The sequence below is a fragment of the Burkholderia sp. MR1-5-21 genome (assembly GCF_053427715.1).
In genome coordinates this window covers 270,774-283,711 of sequence record NZ_JBSAXD010000002.1, presented here as the reverse complement: position 1 = coordinate 283,711, position 12,938 = coordinate 270,774, and the positions used below count along the sequence as shown (strand labels likewise).

The window sequence follows — 12,938 nt, the reverse complement described above, 5'->3', positions numbered from 1 at the left end:
ATAATAGCAAAAATGCAATCGGCCTCTAAATATCGTTTGTTTATTCCTATATTACGACGCGCGCTGACGGGCGACGGCGTTCACGCATTCGGCGACGAGCGCCGGGCCGCGATAGATGAACCCCGTGTACAGCTGGACCAGCGACGCGCCGGCCGCGAGCTTCGCCTGTGCGTCCTCCCCGGAGAAGATGCCGCCGACGCCGATGATCGGCACCGCGCTGCCGACTTCGGCGTGCAGCTTGCGGATCACCTCGTTCGACGCCTCGAACACCGGCCGTCCGGACAGGCCGCCGGCCTCGTCCGCGTGCGGCAGGCCCTGCACCGCGGCACGCGACAGCGTCGTGTTGGTCGCGATCACGGCCTCGATCTTGTGGCGCAGCAGCGTGTTGGCGATCTCCTTGACCTGCTCGTCGTCGAGATCCGGCGCGATCTTCAGCGCGAGCGGCACGAGCTTGCCGTGCAGGTCGGCGAGACGCTGCTGCTTGTCCTTGAGCGCCGCGAGCAACGCGTCGAGTTCGCCCGCGCCCTGCAGCTGGCGCAGGTTCTTCGTGTTCGGCGACGAGATGTTGATCGTCACGTAGCTTGCGAACGGATAGACGCGCTCGAGGCAATACAGGTAATCGTCGGCGGCGCGCTCGATCGGCGTGTCGGCGTTCTTGCCGATGTTCAGGCCGAGGATGCCGCGGTAGCGGGCGGCCTGGACGTTCTTCACGAACTGGTCGACGCCGCTGTTGTTGAAGCCCATCCGGTTGATCAGCGCGTCGGCCTGCGGCAGCCGGAACATGCGCGGCCGCGGATTGCCGGGCTGCGGGCGTGGCGTGACGGTGCCGACCTCGATGAAGCCGAAGCCGAGCGCCGCGAGGCCGTCGATGGCCGCGCCGTCCTTGTCGAGACCGGCCGCGAGGCCGACCGGATTGCGGAACGTGAGCCCCATCACGGTGCGCGGCGCATCGGGCACGCGGGCCGACAGCGCGCAGGCGAGGCCGGTGCGGCCGGCCGCGCCGAGTGCGCGCAGCGTGAGGTGGTGAGCGTCTTCCGCATCCATCTTGAACAGGGATGCGCGGGCCAGCGGATAGAGGGAACTGAACACGGCGAGTGGGCGGACAGCCAGAATGATGACAACCCGCTATTTTACCGGGAGTTGAGCGGCCGGGGCTCGCTTCGCTTGGCACGCGCTTCGCCGGCTGGGCCGACGAGGCGGCGGCCGGCGCGCGAACGCGCGTCGTGCCCGGTCGCAGAGGCGCGCAGACGTGCTCAGCCGGCGCCGGAGTGTCCGCCTGGCAGCGGCGCGCGTGCGAGCGCCGCGTCGACGGGCGGCAGGTCGACGCGCTCCGGATCGAGCACCTTCCAGCGGCCGTCGATCAGGCCTTCGAGCGGATGGAAGTTCGCCTTGTACGCCATCTTCGGGCTCTCGCGGATCCAGTAGCCGAGATACACGTAAGGCAAGCCGAGGCTTTTCGCCTGTTCGATCTGCCAGAGGATGTTGTAGGTGCCGTAGCTCGTGTGCAGATCGTCCGGTTCGAAGAACGTATAGACGGACGACAGCCCGTCGCCGAGGATGTCGATCATGCTGACCATGCGCAGCTTGCCGGGTTCGCCGCCCGGCGCGTCGAGGTCGCGGAATTCGACGAGGCGCGAATTGATCCGGCTCTGCAGCAGGAACTGCTCGTACTGGTCGCGGCTGTCGCGGTCCATGCCGCCGCCCGCGTGGCGCGCGGACTGGTAGCGCATGTAAAGTGCGTAGTGCTCCTCGTCGTAATGCAGCGGCGATACCGTCGCGACAAGCGCGCGATGCCGCTTCCACATGCGCCGCTGCGTGCGGTTCGGCGCGAACGCCGCGACCGGCACGCGCACCGGCACGCACGCGCGGCAGCCGTCGCAGTACGGCCGGTAGGTGAACACGCCGGAACGACGGAAGCCCGCCTTGACGAGCTCGGTGTAGATGTCGGAGTTGATCAGGTGGCTCGGCGTCGCGACTTGCGAGCGCGCGATGCGGCCGTCCAGATAGCTGCACGGGTAGGGCGCCGTTGCATAGAATTGCAGCGCCGAAAGCGGTGAAAGCGGCAGCTCAGTCGGGTGAGTCATGGGCAGCTCTCGATGCAGGGATGGAGTGCCGCGCTAGCGCCCGAACCCGGAAAGGGGGCCCGCCGGTTCGCTGCGGCCCGCCAGCGCGGCGATCTCGCAGCCGCCGAGCGACGCTAGATGCGACGTGTTCTGCTGGCAGTTCATCATCGACCGCCCACAAAAACTGTTATCAATCAATGGCTTGTGTTTCGACTTTTGGCGAATTTCCCGCCAGATGGTCACGAAACCGGCTACAGGAAAATTAACATGAAAAGGGGGCTAAATGCATCATGTCCAGATTCAACAATAGGCTCATCGAACGGGCGCCACCAGCCAAGAATAAGGGGGACACCTTCCGGTCGGACAGAGACGGTTTGGGGTGAGGCCATGGCACCCCGTCCGGATCCGACGATCGGCTGCTGGTGTCTCGACAACGATTTTCGCCTTCGACGCACTCCGCCGTCGCCCCAAAGGGGTTCGATCAGGCGGCTGTCGTGTTATGCTGTATATTCATACAGTATTTCGCTGCAGCCATGCCGACGTGGGAATACATTTGGGAGTTCGTCGACGAAGTCGGCACGCGTGTCCAGACCGCCTGCCGAATGACCGCATTCGGGTTCGCGGATTGGCGCGGCGACATGCCGACCGGATTCCGCCGAATCGACGCGACCCGCCGGGATCATGACCTGACAAGCGGCGGGCTGACGTGAAAACCGCCAGCACCACGGTTTCGCTGATCGGCGGCATCGCCGTCCTGCTGATGCTGCTGCACACGTTCGGATTCATCGACTTCAAGGTGTGTGTGGCGTGGCCGGGCGAGTGCCGCGTCGAGGTCATCCATAAGGGCAAGTCCACGACCACCGCGGGAAGTTGACGAATGGCGTGGCGCGCTAGCGCACGTTTCCGGCCGGGGCCGCCGGCTCGCTGCGGCTCGCCAGCGCGGTGAGCACGTGCTTGTCGAACTGCCACGGAATAGGCGGTTCAGCCACTGCGCGGCGCACGTGAGCGACGAAGGCCTTGCGTGCGATCTCGCGGCCGCCGAGCGACGCCAGATGCGACGTGTTCTGCTGGCAATCGATCATCTCCAGTCCGCAGTCGCGAAGGTGGGCGACGAGCGCGGCCAGCGCGATCTTCGACGCGTCGGTCTCGTCCGCGTACATTGATTCGCCGAAGAACATCCGTCCGAACGCGACGCCGTAGAGCCCGCCGACGCGCCGTCCGTCGCGCCAGGTCTCGATGCTGTGCGCGTTGCCCGCGCGGTAGAGCGACGTGTATGCGTCGATGATCTCCGCGGTGATCCACGTGCCGCGCTGCCCGCGGCGCGGCGCCTGAGCGCACGCGCGCATCACACCCGCGAAATCGTGGTCGACGCGCACTTCCCACGCCGGTTCACGCAGCACGCGCCGCAGGGTTTTCTTCAGCGACGGCGACACCTTGAATTCTGCCGGCGCGAGAATCATGCGCGGGTCGGGGCTCCACCACAGCACGGGCTGGCCGTCCGAATACCACGGGAAGATGCCGTGCCGGTACGCGTCGATGAGGCGCGACGGCAGCAGGTCGGCGCTGGCGGCAAGCAGGCCCGGTGCGCCGGTCGCCGGGCCGAGCGCGCGTTCGACGGGCGGAAACGGATCGTCCGGGCCGAGCCAGGGGACCATGGGTCGCGGCTCAGCCGTTGCGCAGCGAGCGGAAGATGTCGCCGGTATGCACGCCGTAGTCGCCGGCGGCACGATCGGCAAAGAAGAATCGCAGGGTCTGGCTGACGGTCGGGAACGCGATCTCGTCCCACGGAATGTCGGCCTCGTCGAACAGCTTCACCTCGAGGCTTTCCTCGCCGGCCTCGAAGCCGGGGTCGACGAGCCGCGCCAGGTAGAACAGATGTACCTGGTGCACGTGCGGCACGTTGAGCAGCGTGAACAGGCTTTGCACCTCGACACGCGCGCCCGCTTCCTCGAGCGTCTCGCGCGCGGCGGCCTCGGCCGTCGTCTCGCCCATCTCCATGAAGCCTGCCGGCAGGGTCCAGAAACCGTAGCGCGGTTCGATCGCGCGACGGCACAGCAGCACCTGCTCGCCCCACACGGGGACCGTGCCGACGACGTTGCGCGGGTTCTGGTAATGGATCGTGCCGCAGTGATCGCAGACGAAGCGTTCGCGGTTGTCGCCCGGAGGGATGCGCGCAATGACTTCGTGACCGCAGACGGAGCAGAATTTCATGTCGAATGGAAGGGACGAGGTGTTGCGAGTGTATCACCCGAGACGGGCATTCTCGAACGGTGGCGTCGCGCGCGTACTGGCGCACGCGTGACCGGGCGGAAGGGCTGCAGCGGCGAAGGAACGGCGCGTGAAAAACAAAAAGCCCGGCGCTTGGGCCGGGCTTTCTGCATGAATCGGGACGCTTGGTTGCGGGGGTAGGATTTGAACCTACGACCTTCGGGTTATGAGCCCGACGAGCTGCCAGACTGCTCCACCCCGCGTCCGTCGAAAGATTGAATTATATGGACATACCCGAACGCGTGCAAGCACTTTTTGACAATTGGCTTGCGGGGCCGGTACGGCAACCCGTGCGCTAGAATCGAGCGGTTTGTGTCGTCACTCATGCAGCACGGTTGCGCGCGATCGCAGCGGCATCGGCTGCGTCTACTTTTTCGCTCTGACGGATTCATGGATATCGCTCTCGATCTGCAATCGATCGGCGCGCAGGAACAGGCGCTCGTCTTTCCCCAATTCGATGCTGCTCGCGCCTGGGCGCTCGGCAGCCGGCTGCACGCGCTTGCCGCTTCGCGCGGCCATGCAGTCGCGATCGACATCGGCACGTTCGGCCAGTCGCTGTTCTTCGCGGCGCTGAACGGCGCGACGCCCGACAACGCGGACTGGGTGCGCCGCAAGCGCAACGTCGTCGCGCATTTCCGCCGCAGCTCGTATGCGATCGGGCTGCGCATGCAGCAGGCCGGCACCACGCTCGCGGACAAGCACGGGCTGCCGTCGACCGAATACGCGCCGCATGGCGGCGCGTTTCCGCTGACGGTCGCGGGGGCAGGCGTGATCGGCACGGTGACCGTATCGGGGCTGCCACAACGCGCCGATCACGAGTTCGTCGTCGAGGTGCTGTGCGCGGAACTCGGTGCCGACTACGCGGCGCTCGCGCTCGCAAGGAGCTGAGCGATGCAGATCCCGGGTTACGCATGGCTGGCGATCGCGATCGTCGCGGAGGTGATCGGCACGTCCGCGCTGCGCGCGGCGGACGGCTTCACGCGCCTGTGGCCGTCGCTGCTCGTCGTCGCGGGCTACGCCACCGCGTTCTATTGCCTGTCGCTGACGCTGAGGACGATGCCGGTCGGCATCATCTATGCGGTGTGGTCGGGCGCCGGCATCGTGCTGATCACGCTCGTCGCGATGCTGCTGTACCGTCAGGTGCCGGACGTGCCGGCGGTGATCGGCCTGTCGCTGATCGTCGCGGGTGTCGTCGTGCTGAACCTGTTCTCGAAGATGCAGGCGCACTGAGCGTGCGTCCGCTACCCGCCGGATGTCATCCATGACCGATTCCACTGCCATCGATTCCACCGAGCCCGACGTGCGCGCCTACGTGGCGAACCGTATCGGCTTTCTCGAACTGAACCGCCCGAAGGCGCTCAACGCGCTGTCGGTCGGCATGATCCGCACGATGCATGCGGCGCTCGACGCATGGCGCGACGATCCCGAGGTCGTTGCGGTCGTCGTGCACAGTCCCCACGCGCGTGCGTTTTGCGCAGGCGGCGACGTGCGCTTCTTCCACGACGCGTGGCAGCGCGGCGACCGCGACGCGGTCGATACGTTCTTCATCGAAGAATACTCGCTGAACCATGCGATCTTCACCTATCCGAAGCCGTATGTCGCGCTGATGCACGGTGTCGTGATGGGCGGGGGCATGGGCATTTCGCAGGCCGCGCGGCATGCGGGCGGGCTGCGGGTCGTCACCGATTCGACGAAGATGGCGATGCCCGAGACGCGCATCGGCCTCTTTCCCGACGTCGGGATGAGCTGGTTTCTCGCGCGCACGCCTGGCGCGATCGGCCGCTATCTCGCAGTGACCGGCGCGACCCTCGACGCGGCGGGGGCGCTGTACGCGCAGCTCGCCGATGTCTACGTGCCCGACGCCGCGCTGCCGGCGCTGCTCGACGCGCTGCGCCACGAGCGCTTCGACAGCGGTGCGCAGGCGGTCGAGTGCGTCGCCGCGGCGGCGGCCGCGCACAAGGTCGTGCCGACGCCGGATACGTCGTCGCTTGCCGACGCGCGCGCCGGCATCGACCGGCATTTCGCGCAGCCCGATCTCGTTGCGATTCTCGCGTCGCTCGATGCGGAACAGGATTGCGTGGCCGTCGACGCGTGGGTCGAGAAGGCCACGCATGCGATGCGCAGCCAGTTGTCGCCGCTGTCGATGGCCGTGTCGCTCGAACTGATCGAGCGCGCGCGCGGCGCGACGATGGCCGACTGCCTGCGGCGCGATCTCGACCTGACGCGCTCGACGTTTGCGCACGGCGACGTGATCGAAGGCGTGCGTGCGCTGATCGTCGACAAGGACCAGCAACCGGTCTGGCGCTTCAAATCGATTGCGGACGTCAGTCGTGCGGACGTGCTGGCAATGTTCGACAGCCCGTGGACGCCGGATACGCATCCTCTGCGGAATCTGAAGGACTGACGCATCGGGGCGGGCAGCGACGGTTGCTGCCGCGTTCCGGTCTCGCGAAGCGGTGAAGCAAAACGGCACGGCCGCCTGCAGATGCAGGCGGCCGTGCCGTTTTCGGAAGTCGATCCGTCGAGCGCCGCGGTGGCGTTTGCGTGATGCGCGCCCGTCAGTCCTCGCCGGCGTCGTCGGACATGAACGCGCGCATGAACACGACCGAGCCCCAGCCCCACATCGCGTTCGCCGCGAAGCCGACCGCGAGCACCGGCAGCATGTTGCCGGACGGCCAGATGCCGCGCAGCGGATCGATCGCGAACACGCGCGCGGCCGTCAGGACGATCCCGCCGAACACCAGCGCGCCGATCCACGGCGCTTCGCGTTCCGGCGACACGCGCAGCAGCCACGCCATCGGGATCGCGCAGCACGCGCTGATCAGCGCGTTCGCGACAAATTCAGGAATGCCGAGCGGCGCGAACGGCGTGGTCGAGAAACCGGCCGCGGCGATCAGGTCGGCGGTGTGCAGCAGCGCGAGCGTCGCTTCGCGGAAGAAGAGGGCGGCCAGGAAGCCGGACAGGAACGGCAGGATGACTTTCTGCATCGATGAGTGCACCGCAAGCGCGCATGGCCAAGGCCGTTCGCGCGGAATTGTTCGGAATGGTGCGTCATTATAGGGGCGCTTGCCGCGATATTCGCTGCAGCGTCGTGCTAATCACGAAAGCGGAAAACCTAAGCTCAAAAAAATCGTTCCAAAGCCCACCCCCGATCCCTAGACTGATTTCCCAGAAACAGCCGCGCTATTGCGTATTTGCCCGCCGCGCGGCTGACCGGCAAGCCACCCCGATTCGAACCCGCACCATGCATGCGCCGCTCCACCGCTGCGCGAGCAGGGCCGCGTTTTATCTCAATTCTGGCAAGGACAGTCCGCAGGAGCAGCAGATGAATGTGTTCTGGTTTATCCCCACGCACGGCGACAGCCGCTATCTCGGTACCGCAGAAGGCGCGCGCGCCGCGGATTACGACTATTTCAAGCAGGTCGCGGTCGCGGCCGACACGCTCGGCTACGAGGGCGTGCTGCTGCCGACCGGCCGTTCCTGCGAGGATGCGTGGGTCGTCGCGTCGAGCCTGATACCGGCGACGCAGCGCCTGAAGTTCCTGGTCGCGGTGCGGCCCGGCATCGCGTCGCCGGGGCTTGCGGCGCGCATGGCCGCCACGTTCGACCGGCTGTCCGGCGGGCGCCTGCTGATCAACGTCGTGACGGGCGGCGACGCCGCCGAACTCGAAGGGGACGGCCTGTTCGCCGATCACGACACGCGCTACGCGATCACCGACGACTTCCTGCATATCTGGCGCGGGCTGCTGTCCGCGTCGCACGACAACGGCGGCTTCGACTATATCGGCAAGCACCTGCAGTCGAAGGGCGGCAAGGCGCTCTATCCGCCGGTGCAGCGTCCGCACCCGCCGCTGTGGTTCGGCGGCTCGTCGCCGGCCGCGCATGCGATTGCTGCCGATCACATCGACACCTATCTGACCTGGGGCGAACCGCCCGAGGCCGTCGCGAAGAAGATTGCCGACGTGCGGGCACGTGCGGCGGAACGCGGCCGCGAGATCAAGTTCGGCATCCGCCTGCACGTGATCGTGCGCGAGACCGAAGACGAGGCGTGGCGCGACGCGGAGCGCCTGATCAGCCGGCTCGACGACGACACGATCGCGCGCGCGCAGCAGGCATTCTCGAACATGGATTCGGAAGGCCAGCGCCGCATGGCCGCGCTGCACGGCGGCAAGCGCGGCGGCCGCGAGGCGCTCGAGGTGTATCCGAACCTGTGGGCGGGCGTCGGTCTCGTGCGCGGCGGCGCGGGCACCGCGCTCGTCGGCAATCCGGAGCAGGTCGCGGCGCGGATGCGCGAATACGCGGCGCTCGGCATCGAGACGTTCATCCTGTCGGGCTATCCGCACCTCGAGGAGTCGTATCGCTTCGCCGAGCTCGTGTTCCCGCTGATCAAGGGGCAGGGCGCTGCGAAGGCGACCGGTCCGTTGTCCGGCCCGTTCGGCGAGATCGTCGGCAACAGCTACCTGCCGAAGGCGAGCCAGAGCTGAGCGAAAGGAGGCCTGCGATGACAACGAATCCATCTGCGGCGATCACGAAACCGCCTGCAGCAGTCACGAAGCCGTCTGCGACGGGCGCCGCGGCCGCCCGCGTGTGGCGCGGCGTGGCGCCGTGGCTCGTGCCGCTTGCGCTGCTGATCGTCTGGGAAGCCGGCGCGCGCATCGGCTGGCTGTCGACCCGCGTGCTGCCGGAGCCGGTCGCCGTCGTGCGCGCCGCTTGGTCGCTCGTCGTGTCCGGCGAGATGTGGGCGAACGTGAAGGTCAGCACTTGGCGCGCGCTGCTCGGCTTTGCGCTCGGCGGCGGCGTCGGCCTCGCGCTCGGGCTGGCGACCGGCCTGTCGAAAGCCGCCGAGGTCGCGCTCGATTCGACGATCCAGATGATCCGCAACATTCCCGCGCTCGCGATGATTCCGCTCGTGATCCTGTGGTTCGGGATCGACGAGAAGGCGAAGCTGTTCCTCGTCGCGCTCGGCGTGTTCTTCCCGGTCTACATCAACACGTATCACGGGATCCGCTCGGTCGACGCGAACCTGATCGAGATGGCGAAGAGCTACGGCGTGCGCGGCTTGGCGCTCTACCGCGACGTGATCCTGCCCGGCGCACTGCCGTCGATCCTCGTCGGCGTGCGGTTCGCGCTCGGGCTGATGTGGGTGATGCTGATCGTCGCGGAAACGATCTCCGCGCAGTCGGGCATCGGCTACATGACGATGAACGCACGCGAATTCCTGCAAACCGATGTGGTGGTGGTCGGCATCCTGCTGTACGCGGTGCTCGGCAAGCTGGCCGACGTGCTCGCGAAATGGCTTGAGCGCGTGACGCTGCGCTGGCACCCCGCGTATCAATCAGGAGCACAGGCATGAATGCGACGATTTCGGCGGCCGCCTACGGGCCGATCGCCGCCGCGGACCTCGAGGCGGAATTCACGCAGGCGCGCGTCGCGGACGGCGACGCCCGCGACGCGGCGATCGTCGATCGCGACGGCGGCGCGGCGGTCGTGCCGCTCGCGCGGCGCCGCGCCGGCAGCCTCGCGCCGGACGACGCGGTCACGCTGAGCGGCGTCAGCAAGCGTTTCGGCGCGCGCACCGTGCTCGACAACGTCGACCTCGGCATCGCGCGCGGCAGCTTCGTCGCGATCGTCGGCCGCAGCGGCTGCGGAAAGTCGACGCTGCTGCGGCTCGTCGCGGGCCTCGAGCAGCCGAGCACGGGTTCGCTCGTCAAGCGCGGTGCCACTGACGGCGGCGCGCTCGACACCCGGATCATGTACCAGGACGCGCGCTTGTTGCCGTGGAAGACCGTGCTGCAGAACGTGATGCTCGGCCTGGGACGCACCGCGCGCGACGATGCGCGCGCGGTGCTCGATGAGGTGGGCCTGCTCGAACGGGCCGACGACTGGCCCGCGCAACTGTCGGGCGGCCAGCGCCAGCGGGTCGCGCTTGCGCGGGCGCTCGTGCATCGGCCGCAACTGCTGCTGCTCGACGAGCCGCTCGGCGCACTCGACGCGCTGACCCGGATCGAGATGCACGCGCTGATCGAGCGGCTGTGGCGCGAACATCGGTTCACGGCGCTGCTCGTCACGCACGACGTGCAGGAAGCCGTCGCGCTCGGCGACCGGATCCTGCTGATCGAGCAGGGACGCGTGGCGCTTGATCAGGCGGTGCCGCTCGACCGGCCGCGCGCGCGCGCGTCGGCCGCATTTGCGGCGCTCGAGGATCGTGTGCTGCAACGCGTGCTTGCCGGCGGCTCGGGTGCGGCGCCGCTTGCTGCGCATGACGCCGGCGCGGCGGACGACGCGCGCTCGGCAGGGCGGATCCGCTGGGCCGTTTGAGACCGTTTGAGACCGTTTGACCCCCGGGCGGCGCGTGCCGCCCGTTTTGAGACCCTTTCTTCGGAGCGATCAACCCGATGAGCATTACTGCAATCAACGTGCGAAACCAGTTCAAAGGCAAGGTGAAGGAGATCATCCGCGGGCCGGTGGTATCCGAGGTCGACGTGGAGACGCCGTTCGGCATCGTCACGTCGGTGATCACGACCCGCTCGGTCGACGAACTCGAACTGAAGGTCGGCGCCGAAGTCGTTGCGCTCGTGAAATCGACCGAGGTGTCGATCGCGCGGCTCTGAGCGCGGCTGACCTGGCCGGGATGCCGTTATAGGGCTGCGGCCCGGGATGGCGCCTGGCGCCTCCGCGATGCGTGCATGCATCGGTATTCGCCGTACGGATGAAGTGCTAGGATGGAGCGACACCGATGCCGGAGGTAGCGCATGACCCCCATCCTTTCTCCCGAAGCCATCGAGGCGCTGAAATGGATCGACCAGTTCGGCGACAGCCGGCCGGTGCCGCCGGCGTTCGGCGACATCGTCTACGTGTTGCTGAACGAAGGGCTGATCTATCAGACGGCCGGCGACCGGGTCGATCTCACCGCCGATGGCAAGGCCATCTTGTCAGATGAATATGACTGAGTGCCTCGCGCCGGCTTGCCGGCGCGCGCGGGGCGCCGCGTCCCGTCGGAGCGCGCGATGGAACTGAAGGGCAGTGACCTCGGCGACTACAGCGAGCCGTACCGCGGCTTCGAGATCGAAGTGAAGACCGAACAGGTCTGGGACGGCGAGCACGTGCACTACCGTGTGCTGCAAGGCGACGCGGTGCGGATCGACTGGCGGCTCGTGAAGGTCGACGGGCTGCTGTTGACCGAGCGGCGCGTGCTCGATCGGGTGCTCGATACCGCGCGGCGCGCAGTCGACGCGGAACTGGCCGGCGACGCGGACGCGTAGCGCCGGGTGGGCAGGGCGCCCGTTGCGGTAGAATGCCGGGTTGCTTCCGCGCCGTTCCCTGCCCGAATTCCATGTCCGTTTCGTCTTCGCTTCCTCCGCGCCGCGTATCGGTCGCGCCCATGCTCGATTGGACCGACCGTCATTGCCGGTCCTTCCACCGTACGCTCACGCGCAATACATGGCTCTACACGGAGATGATCACGACCGGCGCGCTGCTGTTCGGCGACGTGCAACGGCATCTTGCGTTCACGCCGAGCGAATCGCCGGTCGCGCTACAGCTCGGCGGCAGCGAGCCTGACGATCTCGCGCGCGCCGCGAAGCTTGGCGAGCAGTGGGGCTACGACGAAATCAACCTGAACTGCGGCTGCCCGTCGGAGCGGGTGCAGCGCGGCGCGTTCGGTGCGTGCCTGATGAACGAGCCGCAACTGGTTGCCGATTGCGTGAAGGCGATGCGCGATGTGGTGTCGGTGCCGGTGACCGTCAAGCACCGGATCGGTGTCGACGCGGTCGAGGACTACGCGTTCGTGCGGGACTTCGTCGGCACGGTGGCCGAAGCGGGCTGCGAGGTGTTCGTCGTGCACGCGCGCAACGCGATCCTGAAAGGACTGTCGCCGAAGGAGAATCGCGAGATCCCGCCGCTCAAATACGACTATGCGTATCAGCTGAAGCGCGATTTTCCGGCGCTGGGGATCGTCATCAACGGCGGCATCAAGACGCTCGACGAGGTCGCGCAGCATCTCGAGCACGTGGACGGCGTGATGCTCGGCCGCGAGGCGTATCACAATCCGTATCTGCTCGCGGGCGTCGACGCACGGTTCTATGGTGCGAGCGTTGCGGCGCCGACGCGAGAGGAAGCGGAAGCGCGGCTGATCGAATACTGCGCGGCGGAGCTCAAGCGCGGCACCTACCTCGGCGCGGTCGTGCGGCATGCGCTCGGGCTGTATCGCGGTGTGCCGGGTGCGCGCGGCTGGCGGCGCGTGCTGTCCGACAGCAAGAAGCTCTCGCCAGGCGATCTGGCCGTGTTCGACGAGGCGCGCGCGCATCTTTTCGCTGCCGACGAAATTTTTGAAAAAAACGCTTGGCAAGATTAAAGAGTCCCCATATAATCTCATTTCTCTGCTGCTGAACAAGAAACAGAGCGGCGGAGAACAAGCAGTATCAGTGGTGGCTGTAGCTCAGTTGGTAGAGTCCAGGATTGTGATTCCTGTCGTCGTGGGTTCGAGTCCCATCAGCCACCCCACCGAATACTCAAGTAGAACAGGCGCTTAGGCGCCTGTTTTGCTTTGCGGGGGTAACTCGGGGACATTAACGTCGATTCGAGCCTCGTCATTTCCAGAGCGTTCTGC

At 66.9% G+C, this 12,938-nt stretch carries 16 protein-coding genes, 2 tRNA genes and 1 pseudogene; 12 read left to right on the top strand and 7 right to left on the bottom strand.

The annotated features are described in order from the left end of the window. Positions 1 to 51 precede the first annotated feature (51 nt). The 3 genes and pseudogenes from ACV229_RS03855 to ACV229_RS03845 form a co-directional block, all read right to left on the bottom strand. Positions 52 to 1,089, bottom strand: coding sequence for a quinone-dependent dihydroorotate dehydrogenase (locus ACV229_RS03855; RefSeq protein WP_448081797.1), 1,038 nt, complete (start codon positions 1,087 to 1,089; stop codon positions 52 to 54). 164 nt (positions 1,090 to 1,253) lie between these two features. Then, positions 1,254 to 2,084, bottom strand: coding sequence for an arginyltransferase (locus ACV229_RS03850; RefSeq protein WP_448081796.1), 831 nt, complete (start codon positions 2,082 to 2,084; stop codon positions 1,254 to 1,256). A gap of 33 nt (positions 2,085 to 2,117) precedes the next feature. Then, positions 2,118 to 2,240, bottom strand: a pseudogene (locus tag ACV229_RS03845) (leucyl/phenylalanyl-tRNA--protein transferase); the annotation flags it as partial. A gap of 529 nt (positions 2,241 to 2,769) precedes the next feature. On the opposite strand from ACV229_RS03845, the gene ACV229_RS03840 reads away from it, so the two are divergent. Next, the gene (locus ACV229_RS03840) at positions 2,770 to 2,937 is read left to right on the top strand and encodes a hypothetical protein (RefSeq protein WP_448081795.1); all 168 of its coding nucleotides are present in this window, start codon (positions 2,770 to 2,772) and stop codon (positions 2,935 to 2,937) included. Between the two features lie 16 nt (positions 2,938 to 2,953). On the opposite strand, the gene aat is transcribed toward ACV229_RS03840, so the two are convergent. The 3 genes from aat to ACV229_RS03825 form a co-directional block, all read right to left on the bottom strand. Continuing rightward, the gene (gene aat, locus ACV229_RS03835) at positions 2,954 to 3,718 is read right to left on the bottom strand and encodes a leucyl/phenylalanyl-tRNA--protein transferase (protein WP_448081794.1); all 765 of its coding nucleotides are present in this window, start codon (positions 3,716 to 3,718) and stop codon (positions 2,954 to 2,956) included. Positions 3,719 to 3,728: 10 nt separating this feature from the next. Continuing rightward, entirely contained in the window at positions 3,729 to 4,274 is a 546-nt protein-coding gene (locus ACV229_RS03830; protein ID WP_448081793.1) for an NUDIX hydrolase, read from the bottom strand. A gap of 183 nt (positions 4,275 to 4,457) precedes the next feature. Then, a tRNA-Met gene (locus tag ACV229_RS03825) sits at positions 4,458 to 4,534 on the bottom strand. 187 nt (positions 4,535 to 4,721) lie between these two features. Here ACV229_RS03825 and ACV229_RS03820 point away from each other — a divergent pair. From ACV229_RS03820 to ACV229_RS03810, 3 genes are read left to right on the top strand one after another with little or no spacing between them, the layout of a single operon-like run. Then, positions 4,722 to 5,219, top strand: a complete 498-nt coding sequence (locus ACV229_RS03820) for a heme-degrading domain-containing protein (RefSeq protein ID WP_448081792.1) — start codon at positions 4,722 to 4,724, stop codon at positions 5,217 to 5,219. Positions 5,220 to 5,222: 3 nt separating this feature from the next. Continuing rightward, positions 5,223 to 5,561 carry a DMT family transporter gene (locus ACV229_RS03815; protein WP_448081791.1) on the top strand — a complete coding sequence of 113 codons (339 nt, stop codon included), beginning with the start codon at positions 5,223 to 5,225 and terminating at the stop codon, positions 5,559 to 5,561. A gap of 31 nt (positions 5,562 to 5,592) precedes the next feature. Then, positions 5,593 to 6,735, top strand: a complete 1,143-nt coding sequence (locus tag ACV229_RS03810; protein WP_448081790.1) for an enoyl-CoA hydratase/isomerase family protein — start codon at positions 5,593 to 5,595, stop codon at positions 6,733 to 6,735. Between the two features lie 154 nt (positions 6,736 to 6,889). Here ACV229_RS03810 and ACV229_RS03805 read toward each other — a convergent pair whose 3' ends face one another. Next, positions 6,890 to 7,318 carry a hypothetical protein gene (locus ACV229_RS03805; RefSeq protein WP_448081789.1) on the bottom strand — a complete coding sequence of 143 codons (429 nt, stop codon included), beginning with the start codon at positions 7,316 to 7,318 and terminating at the stop codon, positions 6,890 to 6,892. Positions 7,319 to 7,656: 338 nt separating this feature from the next. Between ACV229_RS03805 and ssuD the strand changes: the two genes are divergently transcribed. From ssuD to ACV229_RS03765, 8 genes are all read left to right on the top strand, one after another. Then, complete coding sequence (gene ssuD / locus ACV229_RS03800; RefSeq protein ID WP_448081788.1) at positions 7,657 to 8,814, top strand: FMNH2-dependent alkanesulfonate monooxygenase; 1,158 nt, start codon at positions 7,657 to 7,659, stop codon at positions 8,812 to 8,814. A gap of 17 nt (positions 8,815 to 8,831) precedes the next feature. Continuing rightward, entirely contained in the window at positions 8,832 to 9,683 is an 852-nt protein-coding gene (gene ssuC / locus ACV229_RS03795) for an aliphatic sulfonate ABC transporter permease SsuC (RefSeq protein WP_448081787.1), read from the top strand. After that, positions 9,680 to 10,648 (top strand): ATP-binding cassette domain-containing protein, encoded by a 969-nt coding sequence (locus ACV229_RS03790; RefSeq protein WP_448081786.1) that lies wholly within the window; start codon positions 9,680 to 9,682, stop codon positions 10,646 to 10,648. Before ssuC ends, ACV229_RS03790 begins: the two co-directional genes overlap by 4 nt. Before the next feature lie 77 nt (positions 10,649 to 10,725). Continuing rightward, positions 10,726 to 10,941 (top strand): TOBE domain-containing protein, encoded by a 216-nt coding sequence (locus tag ACV229_RS03785; RefSeq protein ID WP_006400187.1) that lies wholly within the window; start codon positions 10,726 to 10,728, stop codon positions 10,939 to 10,941. 141 nt (positions 10,942 to 11,082) lie between these two features. Then, positions 11,083 to 11,280, top strand: a complete 198-nt coding sequence (locus tag ACV229_RS03780) for a hypothetical protein (RefSeq protein WP_448081785.1) — start codon at positions 11,083 to 11,085, stop codon at positions 11,278 to 11,280. A gap of 57 nt (positions 11,281 to 11,337) precedes the next feature. Next, a complete protein-coding gene (locus tag ACV229_RS03775; protein ID WP_448081784.1) occupies positions 11,338 to 11,592 on the top strand; it encodes a hypothetical protein in 255 nt (84 codons plus the stop codon). A gap of 71 nt (positions 11,593 to 11,663) precedes the next feature. Further along, a complete protein-coding gene (gene dusA, locus ACV229_RS03770; RefSeq protein ID WP_448081783.1) occupies positions 11,664 to 12,683 on the top strand; it encodes a tRNA dihydrouridine(20/20a) synthase DusA in 1,020 nt (339 codons plus the stop codon). 73 nt (positions 12,684 to 12,756) lie between these two features. Further along, positions 12,757 to 12,832, top strand: a tRNA-His gene (locus ACV229_RS03765). Positions 12,833 to 12,938: the final 106 nt, after the last annotated feature.